Here is a 15,475-nt window from a genome sequence, read left to right on the forward strand (position 1 = left end):
ATGACGACCTGTATCGGCATTCGCCACCCCGAGCGCTTCCACGGCCTGCCGGTCCACACCCCGGCGGCGTCCGTCCCCCTGCCCGGCGCCGCCACGGTGGCCTGGCGGCTGGAACGCGACTACGGGGAGGAGAGGAGCTTCACCGACCTGTGGCGGCAGTTCCTGGACACCGTGGACACCGCACAGGTCAGGGCGCTCCTCATCGGCCCCTGGTGGCGTGAGGACTACACGCCCTTCGCTCCGGTACGGGACCTGCTCGTCGCCGACGCCGACCGCTTCCCGGCCCTGCGGGGGCTCTTCCTCGCCGATGTGGTGGGCGAGGAGTGCGAGGTGTCGTGGCTGCGCATGTGCGACATCACGGCGGTGCTCGAAGCGTTCCCGCTGCTGAAGGAGTTCACCGTACGCGGCTGCGGCGAGGAGGGGCTGGCTCTGCGGCCGATCCGACATGCGGCGCTGACGTCGCTGCGCTTCGAGTCCGGCGGGCTCCCCGGTGAGCTGGTGCGGGCCGTCGCCGCGAGCGAACTGCCCGCGCTGGAGCGCCTGGACCTCTGGTTCGGCAGCTCGTGGTACGGAGCCGACGCCACGGTCGAGGACATCGGACCGGTCCTGTCGGGCGGCACCTTCCCCCGCCTGCGCCACCTGGGCCTGCAGAACAGCGAACTCCAGGACGAGATCGCGGCGGCCGTGGCCTCGGCGCCCCTCGTCGCCCAGTTGGAGACCCTCGCCCTGTCCATGGGCACCCTCAGCGACACGGGCGGGGAGGCTCTGCTGAACGGGCAGCCGCTCAACCACCTCACCACGCTCGACCTGCGCCATCACTACCTCACCGACCCGGTGCTCGACCGGATCAGGAAGACCTGCGCCCCGGCCGTGGTCGAGGCGGACGAGCCCGAGGAGGACTACGGGGACGACGACGGGGAGCCGGAGCGCTATGTCGCCGTCAGCGAGTAGCCCCAGGGCGGACGTTCCCGGGGCGAGCGTCCCGGGGACCACGACGGCCCCGCGCTTCGCCGTGGTGGGCAATCCGGAGAACCGCCGGGTCGCCTTCTTCGAGGAGGCCGTACGGGCCGCCGGGCTGCCCCCGGCCCGGGTGGTCCCCTGGCTCCAGGTGCTGGGCGGCAGAGCGGCGTTCGAGCCAGACGAGTCCGTACGGATCGACTCACCCGGCGAGAACGCGGAGGTGGAGCGGTTGCTGCGCGGGGTCGACGACCCGACCCGGGTGGAGGGGTCGGCACGGTGGTACGCCGCGTTCCGCACGGCGGTGGGCGAGGTGGCCCGGGCCGCCTCCGCCGCCGGCGCAAGGACGCTCGCCTCCCCCGGTGACCTCGCCGCACTCTTCGACAAGCGGCTCTGCCACGCCCGTCTGGAAGCGGCCGGGGTCGCCGTGCCCGCCTCCCCCACCTCCGGGCCGCATGGCGCGGAGGTGCGGGGCTGGTCCGACGTACGGGCGTTGATGCGGGAGCACCGGATGCCCCGGGCCTTCGTGAAGCTCGCGCACGGTTCCTCCGCCTCGGGGGTGCTGGCGGTGGAGACCGCGGGCCCCGGCCGGGTCCGGGCCTGCACCTCGGTGGAGCGGGACGGCGAGGGGCGGCTGTTCAACTCGCTGCGGGTCCGCCGGTACACCACGGAGCAGGAGGTGGGCGCGCTCGTGGACGCGCTCGCCCCGGACGGGCTGCACATCGAGCGCTGGCTGCCGAAGGCGTCCCAGCGGGGGCGGGCCGCCGATCTGCGGATCGTGGTGGTGGGCGGCCGGGCGACCCACGCCGTCGTCCGCACCAGCCTCTCCCCCATGACCAACCTCCATCTCGGGGGCGCCCGCGGCGATCTCGACGAGGTCCGGGCCGCCGTGTCGGCGGTGGGCGGCTGCTGGCGCGAGGCGCTGGCGACGTGCGAGCGGGCCGCCGCCTGCTTCCCGGGGACGCTGTGCGTGGGCGTCGATCTGCTGCCCTCGGCCGGCTGGCGGCGCTTCGCCGTCGGCGAGGTCAACGCCTTCGGCGATCTGCTGCCCGGACTGACCGGTCTGCCCGGCAGCGGTGCCGAGGGGCTGGACACCTATGCGGCGCAGGTCGCCGCCGTACTGGACCGAACGAGGAACGACCATGCCGTCACGTCTCCCTGACCACCCACGACCCGATATGGCCGAGGTCGTGGGCAGCCATGACCTGCTGCTGGTCACCCTGGACACCCTGCGCCACGATGTCGCCGTCGAGCTGGCCGCCGCCGGGCGCATCCCGCATCTGGCTGCCCGTCTTCCCGGCGGCGTCTGGGAGGAGCGGCATGCGCCGGGCAGCTTCACCTACGCCTCGCACCAGGCGATGTTCGCCGGGTTCCTGCCGACACCCACCGCCCCCGGTCGGCACCCGCGGCTCTTCGCGGCCCGGTTCGCGGGCAGCGAGACGACGGCGGACGGCACGTTCGTCTTCGACACCCCGGACCTGGTGTCGGGGCTCGCCGCCGAGGGGTATCGCACGGTGTGCGTCGGCGGGGTCGGGTTCTTCAACCGGCAGGGTGCCCTGGGCTCGGTGCTGCCCGGGATGTTCCAGGAGAGCCACTGGGAGCCGGAGTTCGGTGTCGCCTCACCGACCTCGTTCGAGGAGCAGGTGGCCCGGGTGGAGCAGGTCGTCGCGGAGCTGCCGCGGGAGCAGCGGCTCTTCCTCTTCGTCAACGTCTCCGCACTGCACCAGCCGAACTGGTTCCACATGCCGGGCGCGACCCGCGAGACCGGGGACTCCCGGGCCACGCACGCGGCCGCCCTGGAGTACGTCGACCGGCACATCGGCCGGCTCTTCGCCGCCGCGAGCAGCCGCCGCCGGTGCTTCGCCATCGTCTGCTCCGACCACGGTACGACGTACGGCGAGGACGGCTACACCGGTCACCGGCTCGGCCACGAGGCCGTCTGGACCGTGCCGTACGCGCACTTCTTCCTGGAACCGCCCGCACCACAACCATCCGCACCGCTCGCACCGGGGGCTGCTCGATGACCATCACCGCCGGCGTTTCCGCGCCGCCCGCCGTCAGGCCGTACGAGAGTTACGTCTACGCCTATCCGCACAAGACGGCCTACCGACCCCTGCCGGAGCGGCCCGCGCTGCGCGAGCTGTGGGCGGCCGAGCGGAAGGACGCCCTCTCCCTCTACCTCCACATACCGTTCTGCGAGGTCCGCTGCGGCTTCTGCAACCTCTTCACCCGGATCGGCGCGCCCGAGGAGCTGACCACGCGCTATCTGGACGCGCTGGACCGGCAGGCGGTGGCCGTCCGGGACGCGCTCGGCGACGACGCGCCGGTACGGTTCGCGGCGGCGGCCTTCGGCGGCGGGACACCGACCTTCCTGACGACGGCCGAACTGGAGCGGCTCTGCGACATCGCGGAGCGGCGGATGGGCGCCGACCTGCGCGCGGTGCCGCTGTCGGTGGAGACCTCGCCCTCCACCGCGACCGCCGACCGGCTGGCGGTGCTGGCCGACCGGGGCACGACCCGGATCAGCATCGGGGTGCAGAGCTTCGTGGCCGCCGAGGCGAAGGCGGCCGTCCGCCCGCAGCGCAGGGCCGAGGTCGAAGGTGCCCTCGGCCGGATCCGGGACGCCCGGATTCCGGTGCTGAACATCGACCTGATCTACGGCATCGACGGCCAGACCGAGCGCACCTGGCTCACCTCGCTGGACGCCGCGCTGGCCTGGCGGCCGGAGGAGCTGTATCTGTATCCCCTCTACGTCCGTCCGCTGACCGGCCTGCACCGGCTCGGCGCGGGCGTGACCGGCCGGGAGGCGCAGGCCCTGGAGCAGACGGCCTGGGACGAGCAGCGGCTGCGGCTCTACGCGGTGGGCCGCGACCATCTGCTGGCCCACGGCTACGAGCAGGTGTCGATGCGGATGTTCCGCCGCGCGGACGCGCCCCGGGGATCGGCGGACGGTCCGGAGGACCACGCCTGCCAGACCGACGGCATGATCGGCCTGGGGTGCGGGGCCCGCTCCTACACCTCCGCCCTGCACTACTCCTTCGACTACGCGGTCGACATGCGGGAGATCCGTTCCATCATCGACTCCTTCACCGCCACCCAGGACTTCTCCCGGGCCGAGGTCGGCCGGTATGTCGACGCGGAGGAGGCGCGCAGGCGTCACCTCCTCCAGTCGGTCCTCCAGGCGGCCGGTCTCCCCACGGCCCCCTACCGGGCCCGCTTCGGTACGGACCCGTGGACGGACTTCCCCGCCGAACTGGCGGAGTTCGCGGCCCGGGGCTGGCTGGACGAGCGGGCGCCGGAGGGGCTGCTGCGGCTCTCACCGCTGGGCCTGGCCCACTCGGACGCGCTGGGACCCGCGCTGTTCTCCCCCGGGGTGCGGGCGGCGATGGCCGCGTACGAGCGGAAGTGAGCGGGCCGTGGACCTGACCATCCTCTACCGGGGCCCGCTGGCCTCGTGCGACTACGACTGTCCGTACTGCCCGTTCGCCAAACAGCGGGACAGCCGGGCGCGGTTGGCCTCGGACCGGGAGGCGCTGGAGCGGTTCACGGCGTGGACGGCGGCGCAGACCGGTGACCGGCTCTCCGTACTGTTCACCCCGTGGGGCGAGGGGCTCGTCCGGTCCTGGTACCGGCGGGCGATGACCGAGCTGTCGCATCTCCCGCACATCGGCCGGGTCGCCATCCAGACCAATCTGAGCGGGCGCACCGCCTGGCTCTCGGACGCCGATCCGGAGCGGATCGCGCTCTGGTGCACGTACCACCCGGGGCAGACGCCCCACGAGCGGTTCCTCTCCAAGTGCCGTGACCTGTCCGCCCGAGGCATCCGCTTCAGCGTGGGCGTGGTGGGGTTCGAGGCCCACTTCGAAGAGGCCCGACGGCTGCGGGCGGCGCTGCCCGCGGAGGTCTACCTCTGGGTGAACGCCGCCGAGGGGCGGACGTACACCGACGAGGAGGCGGCCCGGTGGACGGAGCTGGACCCCCTCTTCCCGTACAGCAGGCATCCGCACCGCTCGGCCGGGCTGCCCTGCCGGACGGGCGAGTCGGTGGTCTCGGTGGACGGCGACGGGACCGTGCGCCGCTGTCACTTCGTCAAGGCCGAGCTGGGCAATCTGTACGACGGCAGCTACCGCCGGGCGCTTCGTCCACGGGCCTGTCCGCTCGCCGTCTGCGACTGCCACATCGGCTATGTGCACCTGGAGACGCTGCCCCTGTACGACGTGTTCGCGGGCGGTGTCCTGGAGCGGATACCGGCAGGGCCGGGCGCGGGCCCGACGCCGGACGGCCCCCCGGTCCCGGGCCCGAACCGGCGTTCGCTCCCCCTGCTGAGCCCCTGAGCCTGCCCCTACAACGGCAGCAGGTCCGGGCGCTTGGCCTCGACGTGGTCGCCGGACGACTCGCCACGCAGCCGCCGCCCGATCCACGGCACGAGGTACTCCCGCGCCCACTGGATGTTGTCGCGCCCTTCGTCGAAGGGGCTGCGCTGGGCCTGCGGGGGCCAGGGCTGGTCCGGATCGGTCGGCACATCGTGTCCGAGGACCTGGGCGGCGCGCAGGGCCACCCTGGTGTGGCCCTCGGGCGAGAGGTGGAGCCGGTCGGCGTCCCAGGCGCGCCGGTCCTGCACCGAGCGGAGCGACCACAGGTCGAGGACCGGGCAGTGGTAGCGGTCCGCGATGGCCCGGAGGTGGACGTTGTACGTGGCGATCTTGCCGCGCATGTGGCGCAGTACGGGGACGCCCCGGGTGTCGAAGCCGGTGGTGATCATGACGGTGCCGACCGCCTCGGTCAGCTCCGCGACGGCCTTCTCGTACCGCTCGGCCAGGTCGTCTGGGTCGGTGCCGGGCCGGATGATGTCGTTGCCGCCCGCGCAGAAGCTGACCAGGTCGGGGGCCAGCTCCTTGGCGCGGGGGATCTGCTCCTCGACGATCTGGTCGAGGAGGCGTCCGCGTACGGCGAGATTGGCGTAGCGGAAATTCCCGTGCCGGGTCTCGTCCGGGTTCGTCGCCGCGTCGGGGGCCGGGAGCCGGTCGGCGAGGAGAACCGCGAACCGGTCCGCCCAGCCGACGAAGGTGCCGTCGGGGCCGGGGTCTCCGACGCCTTCGGTGAAGCTGTCCCCGATCGCCGCGTACGACCCGATGGTGTGCTGCTGCTGGGTTCTCGAATCGTCTGCCACAAGCACATATCCTGCACCGTTCAATGTGACCTACGCGACCGTAATACAGGGTTGACGGGTGGTGACATAGACCACCCGGTCAGATGTGGGTAAAGCTGGAATAAGTAGAGGGCGGTATGCCACAGCAGCACACCGCCCTCGATCACTTCACGCCCCGCGCGGGCAGCCCTCGGGTCAGAGGGAGACGCCGTGCTGGCGCAGGTAGGCGACAGGGTCGATGTCCGAGCCGTAGCTCGGGCCGGTGCGGACCTCGAAGTGGAGGTGCGGGCCGGTGGAGTTGCCGGTGGAGCCGGAGAGGCCGATCTGCTGGCCGCCGGTGACGGTCTGGCCAGTGGAGACGCTGAGCGAGGACTGATGGGCGTACTGGGAGTACATGCCGTCCGCGTGGCGGATGACGACCTCGTTGCCGTACGAACCGCCCCATCCGGCCGAGACCACGGTGCCCGGGCCGATGGCGCGGACGGGGGTGCCGGAGGCGGCACGGAAGTCGGCGCCGGTGTGGTAGCCGCTGGACCAGCTGGAGCCGGAGGCGCGGTACGGGGTGGTGACCTGGGCGCTGTCCAGGGGCGCGGTCCAGCCGGAGCCGGCGGCCTGCGAGGAGCCGGTGGGCTGCGAGGACCCGGCCCGGATGGCGGCGCCGGACTGCGCGTCCGACTCGTCGGCCGAGATGGTGTCGCCCTTGGGGGCCTGCTCGGCCTTCTTCGGCGCGGCCTGGGGGGCCGCCTTCTTCTCGGCCTTCGGCGCGGACCTGGGCGCCGGGGCGGCCTTCTTGGCCTCGGACGGCGCGGCGGAGCCGGTGGCCTTGGCGCCGAGGGTGAGCTTCATGCCCGGGAAGATCAGGCTGGGGTTCTCGCCGACGGTGGAGCGGTTGTCCTGGTACAGCTTCTGCCAGCCGCCCTTGACCCGGTGCTCGGCGGCGATCTTCGCGAGGTAGTCGCCGGAGACGACGGAGTACGTCTTCGAGGCGGTCTTCGCCTGGGCGGGCGCGGCCTGCGGGGCGGTCTGCGCGGCGGCGGCCGTGGCGGCGGCGGGCTTGGTGGCGGGGGCGGCCTTCTCCGCGGCGTGGGCGCCGGTGGCTCCGATCAGCGGGAGGGCCAGTACGGCGCCGCCGGTGCCCGCGGCGAGGACGCCGCGGTGGATCGGGCCGGACTTGGGACGGCGGTGCTTACCCTGTGCGGGCATGGGGGAGTTCCTCTCCGTCGCCTGCGAGGTGAGCTGTCGGGTTCGGGCTGGAGATGCCCGGCCGCCGGACGGCGACTTCACCCCTAGCCGGTCCGGATCGCTCCGGGCCGGCGGCTTACCTGGTTCCCCCGCTCCTGCCACACGTGAGTGGGTGGGTGCGAATTCCGGGCGGCGGCAGGATTAGGCGGTCCGTCCGGATTGACGGTGACCGTAAACGAGTCAGGACGACGGGAACAAGCCGTCGGTTGCCTCCCGGAATCATCGATTCGATTCCGTTCCGGATTTCCCGTCACCCTCCGTGGATTACGGATCTTGGCTTTCCGTACGGATCCCGGGGAAACGCCGGGGCGCCGCAGCCACGGTCCGTCACGGATATGATCCCGCTCACCTGCGGAATCCCATCTCCCCCATTAGCGGGGCATGTTCTGCGAAATACACCAATACGGACATGGCGGTGGCGTCATTCCTGACTCCACGTCATCCGGCCCCTGATTTCCGGCCGAATCGATGTCGTATCGTCACAGGAGCGCCCTCGCCGGAGAGCCGCGCCGACGCCGAAGACTTCAGGAGCCACCGTGACGCAGCAGGTGCCGCAGGTCCCGCCGACCGAGACCGCACTGACCGGAGTCCGCAACTTCCGCGACGTGGGCGGGCTCCCCACCACGGACGGGCGGCGCACCGCCTTCGGCCGGCTCTACCGCAGCGGCCACCTGGCGCACGCCACCGCCGAGGACGCGCTCTTCCTCTCCGGGCTCGGGCTGCACACCGTCTTCGACTTCCGGAACTCCGCCGACCACCAGCTCGACGGGTACGACATCGAGTTGACCGGTGTCCGTAATGTCAGCATTCCGCTCTCCGACCCGGCCGACGGAGCCGAGTTCTGGCGGCTGGTGCGCGACGGGAACATCGAGCAGCTGCGCTCGATCCTGGCGAACGGCAAGGGCGCCGAGCGGATGCTGCGCATGTACCGCGCGACCATCGTGGACCGCACCGCCGAGCACAGCCGCGTGCTCCACGCACTGGCGGAGGACAGCGTTCCGGCCCTGATGCACTGTGCGGCGGGCAAGGACCGGGCGGGGCTGTCGATCGCGGTCTCCCTGCTCGCGGTCGGCGTCGAGCGCGAGGCGATCGAGGCGGACTACCTGAAGTCCAACGACCCGCACCGCCGGTACAAGGTGAAGCGCTCGGACATGTCCGAGACCGGGATGTCCCCCGAGGTGATGGAGCTCCTCAACCCGCTCTTCGGGGCCCAGGCCTCCTACCTCGCGGCGGCGTTCACGGCCATCGACGAGACGTGGGGCTCGACCGACCGCTACCTGTCGGAGGGGCTGAACATCTCCCCCCGGACCCGGGAGCGGCTGCGCGAGCGCCTGCTCGACCAGGGCTGAGCGACTACTCCGCGCCCGCCACCACGAAGAGCAGGTAGAGGAAGGCCGCGATCACGTGGCCGACCACCAGGTAGGCGACGAGGCGGATCACCAGACCGCGCGGCATCCGGCGCTCCTGCGCGTCCTTCGTGGCCCTCGGCCGCCGCGGACTCAGCGGGTCGTAGTGTTCGGAATCGGACATGACGGTCCTCTCTGCCGGCCTCGCGGCCGGTGGGTACGAAGGGTCCGGAGGTATGGAGGTACGCAGGGGCCCTGGTGGTATGCCGGGTCAGCGCGCGTGGAGGGCGTTGCCGAGGCACAGCTCGGCCGCCGGGCTCTGGAGCAGGGAGTGGACGAAGAGCAGCTCCGCCCCGCCGCGGTCCAGGGCCGCGATCCGGTGCGGGGTGAGCGAGTCGAAGTGGGCGCTGTCGCCCGGGTCCAGGTCGTGCACGGTCTCCCCCAGCGCGACCCGCAGCCGTCCGCCGAGGACGTACAGCCACTCCTCACCGGGGTGCACCCGGACCAGATCGCCCTGGGCGCCGTACGGGACACGGACCCGCAGCGCCTGCATGGCACGGCCCGGACTGCCGGCCCGGCGGTACATCCAGCCGTCGGCCTCGGCGCCCTCGAAAGCACCGCCCCGGATGATCGCGTCGCGCTCGGGCGGCTTCTCGCCGAGCAGCTCGGAGACCGTCGTACCGTAGATGCGGGCGAGACCCAGCAGCATCGGCAGCGAGGGCTGGCGGCGGCCGGTCTCCAGCCGGGAGAGGTGGGCCGGGGAGAGTCCGGCCCGCTGGGCGGCGGTCTCCAGAGTGAGGCCGCGCCCACGGCGCAGTTCGCGCAGTCGGGGGGCGACGCCGGGAAGCTCCTCGGCCGCCCCCTCGTCCGGAGGGTTCATGGTTCCATTGGGCCAGGAACTTTCCTCCTGGGCAAATAAATTGCCCAGGAGGCAAATCCCCTGGTCTCAGCGGTTGGCCACGGCCTGCTTGACCAGCGTCCGGCCGAAGTCCCACATCAGTCCGCCCCCGTCGTGGGCGTCGTCCATGACCTCGGTGAACGCCGTCACGAAGCGGTCCACCTCCGGCTCCCCGATGATCAGCGGCGGGATCAGCTTGATCACCTCCAGATGGTCGCCGGAGACCTGGGTGAGGATGCGGTGCTTCTGGAGCAGCGGCACCACGACCATCTGGGCGAAGAGTCCCTTTCGGGCCGCCTGGAGCATGGTCCAGCGGCTGCGGAGCTTCAGCGACGACGGGCGGCCGAACTCGATGCCGATCATCAGCCCCCGCCCGCGCACCTCGTGCAGCAGCTCGTAGCGGTCCACCAGCGCCGCCAACCGCTCCCGCAGCAGATCACCGGTGCGCCGGGCGCCCGCGACGATCTCCTCGTCCTCCATGACGGAGAGCACCGCGAGCCCGGCCGCCATGGCCTGGGCGTTCGAGCCGAAGCTCGCGGAGTGGACGAGGACCCGGTCCATCGAGGAGTAGACCTTGCGGAAGATCCACTCCTTGCCGAGGGTGGCGCCGACCGGGACGTAGCCGCCGGAGAGTGCCTTGGCCACGCAGACCAGGTCGGGCTCGACCCCCTCCTCGTGCTGGTAGGCGTAGAAGGCACCGGTCCGCCCGAGACCGGTCTGCACCTCGTCGGCGATCAGGAGCGCCTTGTGCCGGTGGAGCAGCGCCTGGGCCTCGTACAGGAAGCCGGGGGGCGCGGCGTGCACGCCCTTGCCCTGGACAGGCTCGACGACCAGTGCCGCCACGTCCCCCCGCTTCAGCTCCCGGCGCAGCGCGTCCAGGTCGCCCAGCGCGATCGGGGTGTCGGGCAGCAGCGGGGCGAAGCCGTCGCGGAAGCCTCGCTCCCCGTTGACCGAGAGGGAGCCGGTGGTCAGCCCGTGGAAGGCGTGGTCGCAGTAGAGGACCCGGGGCTTCCCGGTGGCGTACCGGGCGAACTTCAGCGCCGTCTCGACCGCTTCCGTACCGCTGTTGCCGAAGAAGACCCGCTCCAGGTGCGGGCTGTGGCCGAGCAGCTTCTCCGCGAGCAGCCCGGGGAGCGGCTGGCAGTCGAAGCGGGTGAGGTCGGCGAGCTGGGCGTCGAGCACGTCGTGCAGGGCCCGGCGGACGACCGGGTGGTGCCGGCCGAGCCCCATGACGCCGAACCCGGCCAGCATGTCCAGGTAGTCCTGGCCCTCGGCGTCCCAGAAATACGCCCCCTCGGCCCGCTCGTAGACCTTGTCGAAGCCGATGGTGTGCAGCATGCGCGGCAGCTGGTGGTTGAGGTGGCGTGCGTGCAGCTCGTACCGCTCGCCACCGCGCTCCGCCAGCAGCCGCCCGAGGTCGAAGCCCTTCGGCCCGCCGTCCGTCACCGCTTGCCGCCGACGCTCTCCCGGGCCGCGCGCAGCGACTCCTTGAGCGACCCCATGGTCGCGAGGACGGCGGTGGGTTCGTAGCCGCAGTGGGCCATGCAGTTGGCGCAGCGCGGGTCCTTGCCCCGGCCGTACTTGTCCCAGTCGGTCTCCTCGATGAGCTGGCGGTACGTCGGCACGTAGCCGTCGCTCATCAGGTAGCAGGGGCGCTGCCATCCGAAGAGGGAGTAGTTGGGGATGGCCCAGGCGGTGCACGGGAAGTCCGCCTTGCCCTCCAGGAAGTCCAGGAAGAGCGGCGAGTGGTTGAGCCGCCAGCGGGCCCGGTTGCCGCCCGCGAAGGCCTTCTTGAAGAGTTCGCGGGTCTGGTCGACGCCGAGGAAGTGCTCCTGGTCGGGCGCCTTCTCGTAGGCGTAGGCGGGCGAGATCATCATCTCGTCGACCTTGAGGTCGTCGTTGAGGTAGTTGAGCACTTCGATGACGGTCTGCGGGGTGTCGGTGTTGAAGAAGGTGGAGTTGGTGGTGACCCGGAAGCCGCGCCGCTTGGCCTCCTTCATCGCCTCCACCGCCTCGTCGAAGACGCCCTCCTTGGCGACCGACTCGTCGTGCCGCTCCCGCAGTCCGTCGATGTGCACGGCGAAGGCGAAGTAGGGCGAGGGGGTGAACTTGTCGAGCTTCTTCCGCATGAGCATCGCGTTGGTGCAGAGGAAGACGTATTTCTTCCGCGCGACGAGCTGGCGCACGATCTCGTCGATCTGCGGGTGCATCAGGGGCTCGCCCCCGGCGATGGAGACCATGGGGGCACCGGATTCGAGCACCGCGCCCACGGCCTGGGCGACCGGCATGCGCTGCTTCAGGACACCGGCCGGGTGCTGGATCTTCCCGCACCCCTCGCACGCGAGGTTGCAGGCGAACAACGGCTCGAGTTCGACGATCAGCGGGAACTTCTCACGCCTGCGGAGCTTCTGCTCGAACAGATACGTCGCGACCTTGATGGACTGGCGGAGCGGCATGGCCATCTGGCTCACCTCCTGGGGAGCAGTAAAGATCGGTGCCATTCGTAGAAAGCGGGAAGGACGGCACGGAGAACACGGAAGGCCGATATTCCACCGCGCACCGTGCCGATACGGACGAGCTCATGCTCCGGAGCGTCCACGACCACCCGGACGGCCGCAACCGGGCGCGGCCCGTGGCACAGGGCGGTCCGCAGGGTGGCGGCGGACTCCATGTCCACGGCGATGGCCCCGGTGGCCCGCAGCGCGGCCCGCTCGGGGCCGCGCACGACGTGGTCGGAGCCGGTCAGGGGGCCGGTGTGGACGGTTGCGCCGGGGGCGGCCCGGGCCAGGGCGGCGACCAGCAGCCCGGTGCCGGTGCAGGGGGTGACGCCGTCCGCGTCCCGGGTCTCCTCGGCGACGACCAGGTCCCCGGGGTGCATCCCGGGGGCGAGACCCGCGCAGAAGCCGGAGGCCAGGACCGCGGCCCCCGGGGTGCCACCGGGGGCGAGGGCGGCCGCCACGGCCGCCTCCGCCGCCCGGGGGCCCATCCCGGTCCGCAGGACCCGCACCGGGCCCGCGGGACGCCTGCCGCTGCGCAGGGCCACCTGCTCGATGCCCAGCGCGCAGGCGACCAGCAGCGACGGCTGCGGGCCCGCGGGCCCCGGTGCGCCGGCCATCAGGCGCCCTGGGCGGCGCCCGGACGGTCGGCGAACGGGTCGCCGTACACGTAGCGCCCGAGTGCCGTGAGAGGGAAGACCTGACGGTAGAGGTGGTAGTTGATGGAGAAGTCCCAGGGGAAGCCCGTGCCGGTGAAATAGGGCTCGTCCCAGGAGCCGTCGGCCTGCTGGGCCTCGGTCAGCCAGGTCACCCCGCGGGCGACGGCGAGGCTGTCGCGGCGGCCGGCCGCCAGCAGGGCGAGCAGGGCCCAGGCGGTCTGGGAGGCCGTGGACTCACCGTGCCCGATCCACTTCTCCTCCCGGTACGAACGCAGGTCCTCGCCCCAGCCGCCGTCGTCGTTCTGCACGGACTCCAGCCATTCCACCGCCCGGCGGATCGAGGGGTGGGCTGCGGGGAGTCCGGCGGCGACCAGCGCGGGGACCACCGACCCTGTCCCGTAGACATAGTTGACGCCCCAGCGCCCGAACCAGGCTCCGCACGCCTCCTGTTCGGCGAGAAGCCACTCGATCCCCCGTTGTGTACGGGGGTGTCGAGCGCGCCCCTCCACGGCGAGCATCTCCACCACATGTCCGGTGACGTCGGCCGACGGCGGGTCGATGACCTCGCCGAAGTCGCAGAACGGCAGGCGGTTGGGGAAGGAGCTGGTGTTGTCGGCGTCGAAGGCCCCCCAGGCTCCGTTGCGGGACTGCATCCCGAGGTTCCAGCGGACCCCGCGCTCGATGGCGGCCTCCACCCGGGCGGGGTCGGGGTGGCGGACCCGGCGCAGCGCCAGGACGACTTCGGCGGTGTCGTCGATGTCCGGGTAGTTGTCGTTGTGGAACTCGAACGCCCAGCCGCCGGGGGCGAGTTCGGGTTTGCGTACGGACCAGTCGCCGGGCCGGGTGATCTCCTCGGCGAGCATCCAGTCGGCGGCCTTCACCAGCGCCGGGTGGTCGGGTCTGAGTCCGCCGTCGACCAGGGCGATGGTGGCCAGGCAGGTGTCCCAGACGGGCGACTGGCAGGCCTCGACCATCCTGGCGCCGTCCTCGCGGTGGACGGCGAACCGGTCCAGCGAGGCGAGGCCCGCCTTCATCACCGGGTGGTCCAGGTCGTAGCCGAGCAGATGCAGGGCGATGAGGGAGTAGACGGCCGGGGGCTGGATACCGCCCCAGCAGCCGTCGTTCTCCTGGCGTTCGACGATCCACCGGGCCGCCACGTTCATCGCGATGCGGCGGAGCGGGCGCGGGGCGACCTTGTGGTAGAGGTGCAGCCCCTTGTCCAGACGCTGGAAGAGGCCGTCCCAACTGGCCGCCGGGGCGAGCTTCCTGGGCGGATTGGGGCGGGCGGGGTCGGTGTGCAGCTCGTCCAGGGCGAAGGGCGCGGGCCGCACGGGGCGCTTCGCGGAGACGATGGTCAGGGGAACGATGGTCTGCCGGGCCCAGCAGCCGAAGTCATAGATGTTGAGCGGTACCCAGGAGGGCAGGAACATCAGCTCGGGCGGGAGTTCGGGGAGGTCGTCCCACTTCCACCAGCCGAAGAGCGCCAGCCAGATCCGGGTGAAGACCCGGGCGGCGGCGATGCCGCCCTGCTCCCTGATCCAGGAGGCGGCGCGGGCCATGTGCGGCTCGTCGGGGGTGTCCCCGGCCAGCCGCAGGGCCACATAGGCCTCGATGGTGGCGGAGAGGTCGCTCGGTCCGCCGTAGAAGGTGTTCCAGGTGCCGTCGCCGAGCTGTTCGCCCCGGATGAAGAGGGCTGCGGCCCGGGTGGTCTCCGGGTCCTGGATCCCGAGGAACTGGCGCAGGAGCAGGTCCTCGGCGTCCATGGTGACGTTGGTGGCGAGGTCCCCCTTCCACCAGCCCTGCTCGTCCTGTCTGCCGAGGAGGTGCTCCACGGAGCGTTCGGCGGCCCGCCGCGCGGCGGCGAGCACCTCGCCCGGGGCGAGGGTCGTGTGGTCCGGACGCCCTGCCGTGGTCGCGGAGAGTTCCGCGGCCCCGGTGGGTCCGTCGGTCGTCGCTGTCATGAGCTTCCCCTTACGTGCAGTGGCTTCTCTGCTGTGCTGGGGTCTCCGTCGGCCGACGCCCCGGTGGGGGCGCCGGCCGGCGACTGCGCGTCATATACGGGTGCTGGTCACCTCTTCCGCACCACCACGAAGTCCGCGAGCGCGGTGAGCTGTGCCCGTACCCGGTGCGGCATGTCGACACCGTGCAGCGCCTCGATGGCGACCGCGTGCTGACGACGGGCTTCCTGGGCGGTCCACTCGCGGCCGCCCGCCTCCTCGATGAGCGCCGCCCGGGCGGCGAACTCCTCCTCGGAGAAGCTGTCGAAGTCGCTGCTCTTGGCGTCGGCGGCGAGCAGCTCCCCGAGCCGCTCGGAGGCCGGGCCGCCCGCGGCGAGCGCGGCGACGACCGGGAGGGACTTCTTGCGCTGGCGCAGGTCGCTCCAGGTCTGCTTGCCGGTGGCCTCCGGGTCGCCCCAGATGCCGAGCAGGTCGTCGACGGCCTGGAAGGCGAGGCCCAGGTGGTAGCCGTACGCCTCCAGGGTGTCGGCGGTGCGGTCGTCGGCGCCGCCGAGCACCGCGCCGATGGAGACCGCGCAGGCCAGCAGGGCGCCGGTCTTGTTGCCCTCCATCTCCAGGCACTCCTCGACGGTGACCCGCTCGCGGTGCTCGTAGGAGATGTCCTGGGCCTGCCCGTCGATGAGCTTGCGGGTGGCCTGGGTGAGGCGGGGGGGGGGGGGGGACGCGCCGGCCGATCCCCGTTCCCGCCCTCGGCCGGGAGCGAGAGGGGAA

At 72.0% G+C, this 15,475-nt stretch carries 14 protein-coding genes, 1 pseudogene and 1 riboswitch; of the genes and pseudogenes, 6 read left to right on the top strand and 9 right to left on the bottom strand.

Annotated features, from left to right (window positions below; genetic code table 11):
* Genes AC0682_RS06585 through AC0682_RS06605 form a run of 5 tightly spaced genes read left to right on the top strand, consistent with a single transcriptional unit; the run spans position 1 to position 5,291 of the window.
* Positions 1-951 (top strand): STM4015 family protein, encoded by a 951-nt coding sequence (locus tag AC0682_RS06585; protein ID WP_478531292.1) that lies wholly within the window; start codon positions 1-3, stop codon positions 949-951.
* Positions 932-2,119 (top strand): STM4014 family protein, encoded by a 1,188-nt coding sequence (locus AC0682_RS06590; protein ID WP_478531293.1) that lies wholly within the window; start codon positions 932-934, stop codon positions 2,117-2,119. The genes AC0682_RS06585 and AC0682_RS06590 overlap by 20 nt, the downstream gene beginning before the upstream one ends.
* A 16-nt stretch (positions 2,120-2,135) precedes the next feature.
* The gene (locus AC0682_RS06595) at positions 2,136-2,981 is read left to right on the top strand and encodes an STM4013/SEN3800 family hydrolase (protein WP_478531294.1); all 846 of its coding nucleotides are present in this window, start codon (positions 2,136-2,138) and stop codon (positions 2,979-2,981) included.
* Positions 2,978-4,366 carry an STM4012 family radical SAM protein gene (locus AC0682_RS06600; RefSeq protein WP_478531295.1) on the top strand — a complete coding sequence of 463 codons (1,389 nt, stop codon included), beginning with the start codon at positions 2,978-2,980 and terminating at the stop codon, positions 4,364-4,366. The genes AC0682_RS06595 and AC0682_RS06600 overlap by 4 nt, the downstream gene beginning before the upstream one ends.
* Positions 4,367-4,373: 7 nt before the next feature.
* On the top strand, positions 4,374-5,291 hold the full coding sequence (locus AC0682_RS06605) for an STM4011 family radical SAM protein (RefSeq protein ID WP_478531296.1): 918 nt from the start codon (positions 4,374-4,376) through the stop codon (positions 5,289-5,291).
* Positions 5,292-5,299: 8 nt separating this feature from the next.
* Here AC0682_RS06605 and AC0682_RS06610 read toward each other — a convergent pair whose 3' ends face one another.
* Both AC0682_RS06610 and AC0682_RS06615 read right to left on the bottom strand, forming a co-directional pair.
* Positions 5,300-6,127: an SGNH/GDSL hydrolase family protein gene (locus AC0682_RS06610; protein ID WP_478531298.1), complete on the bottom strand. Its 828-nt coding sequence runs from the start codon at positions 6,125-6,127 to the stop codon at positions 5,300-5,302.
* A 174-nt stretch (positions 6,128-6,301) separates the two neighbouring features.
* Positions 6,302-7,309: a peptidoglycan DD-metalloendopeptidase family protein gene (locus tag AC0682_RS06615; RefSeq protein WP_478531299.1), complete on the bottom strand. Its 1,008-nt coding sequence runs from the start codon at positions 7,307-7,309 to the stop codon at positions 6,302-6,304.
* A gap of 5 nt (positions 7,310-7,314) precedes the next feature.
* Positions 7,315-7,473, bottom strand: a riboswitch (cyclic di-AMP (ydaO/yuaA leader).
* Positions 7,474-7,884: 411 nt separating this feature from the next.
* Here AC0682_RS06615 and AC0682_RS06620 point away from each other — a divergent pair.
* Positions 7,885-8,697 (top strand): tyrosine-protein phosphatase, encoded by an 813-nt coding sequence (locus tag AC0682_RS06620; protein ID WP_478531301.1) that lies wholly within the window; start codon positions 7,885-7,887, stop codon positions 8,695-8,697.
* Between the two features lie 4 nt (positions 8,698-8,701).
* On the opposite strand, the gene AC0682_RS06625 is transcribed toward AC0682_RS06620, so the two are convergent.
* The 7 genes and pseudogenes from AC0682_RS06625 to AC0682_RS06655 form a co-directional block, all read right to left on the bottom strand.
* A complete protein-coding gene (locus tag AC0682_RS06625) occupies positions 8,702-8,878 on the bottom strand; it encodes a DUF6126 family protein (RefSeq protein ID WP_478531303.1) in 177 nt (58 codons plus the stop codon).
* Between the two features lie 87 nt (positions 8,879-8,965).
* The gene (locus tag AC0682_RS06630; protein ID WP_254811288.1) at positions 8,966-9,574 is read right to left on the bottom strand and encodes a helix-turn-helix domain-containing protein; all 609 of its coding nucleotides are present in this window, start codon (positions 9,572-9,574) and stop codon (positions 8,966-8,968) included.
* Between the two features lie 66 nt (positions 9,575-9,640).
* Positions 9,641-11,038: an aspartate aminotransferase family protein gene (locus AC0682_RS06635; RefSeq protein ID WP_478531304.1), complete on the bottom strand. Its 1,398-nt coding sequence runs from the start codon at positions 11,036-11,038 to the stop codon at positions 9,641-9,643.
* Positions 11,035-12,054 (bottom strand): adenosyl-hopene transferase HpnH, encoded by a 1,020-nt coding sequence (hpnH, locus tag AC0682_RS06640; protein WP_254811290.1) that lies wholly within the window; start codon positions 12,052-12,054, stop codon positions 11,035-11,037. Before hpnH ends, AC0682_RS06635 begins: the two co-directional genes overlap by 4 nt.
* A 5-nt stretch (positions 12,055-12,059) precedes the next feature.
* Positions 12,060-12,707: a phosphorylase family protein gene (locus AC0682_RS06645; RefSeq protein ID WP_478531305.1), complete on the bottom strand. Its 648-nt coding sequence runs from the start codon at positions 12,705-12,707 to the stop codon at positions 12,060-12,062.
* Positions 12,707-14,707, bottom strand: coding sequence for a squalene--hopene cyclase (gene shc, locus AC0682_RS06650; RefSeq protein WP_478531307.1), 2,001 nt, complete (start codon positions 14,705-14,707; stop codon positions 12,707-12,709). Before shc ends, AC0682_RS06645 begins: the two co-directional genes overlap by 1 nt.
* A gap of 107 nt (positions 14,708-14,814) precedes the next feature.
* Positions 14,815-15,411 (bottom strand): annotated as a pseudogene (locus AC0682_RS06655) (polyprenyl synthetase family protein); the annotation flags it as partial.
* Positions 15,412-15,475: the final 64 nt, after the last annotated feature.

It is taken from the genome of Streptomyces sp. NPDC043746 (assembly GCF_056436485.1).

Bases quoted from the DNA above. Each gene is read 5' to 3' on its own strand.
- shc (WP_478531307.1), bottom strand. From the start codon at position 14,707: ATGACAGCGACGACCGACGGACCCACCGGGGCCGCGGAACTCTCCGCG.
- AC0682_RS06630 (WP_254811288.1), bottom strand. From the start codon at position 9,574: ATGAACCCTCCGGACGAGGGGGCGGCCGAGGAGCTTCCCGGCGTCGCC.
- AC0682_RS06585 (WP_478531292.1), top strand. From the start codon at position 1: ATGACGACCTGTATCGGCATTCGCCACCCCGAGCGCTTCCACGGCCTG.
- AC0682_RS06595 (WP_478531294.1), top strand. From the start codon at position 2,136: ATGGCCGAGGTCGTGGGCAGCCATGACCTGCTGCTGGTCACCCTGGAC.
- AC0682_RS06645 (WP_478531305.1), bottom strand. From the start codon at position 12,707: ATGGCCGGCGCACCGGGGCCCGCGGGCCCGCAGCCGTCGCTGCTGGTC.
- AC0682_RS06625 (WP_478531303.1), bottom strand. From the start codon at position 8,878: ATGTCCGATTCCGAACACTACGACCCGCTGAGTCCGCGGCGGCCGAGG.
- AC0682_RS06600 (WP_478531295.1), top strand. From the start codon at position 2,978: ATGACCATCACCGCCGGCGTTTCCGCGCCGCCCGCCGTCAGGCCGTAC.
- hpnH (WP_254811290.1), bottom strand. From the start codon at position 12,054: ATGGCCATGCCGCTCCGCCAGTCCATCAAGGTCGCGACGTATCTGTTC.
- AC0682_RS06615 (WP_478531299.1), bottom strand. From the start codon at position 7,309: ATGCCCGCACAGGGTAAGCACCGCCGTCCCAAGTCCGGCCCGATCCAC.
- AC0682_RS06590 (WP_478531293.1), top strand. From the start codon at position 932: ATGTCGCCGTCAGCGAGTAGCCCCAGGGCGGACGTTCCCGGGGCGAGC.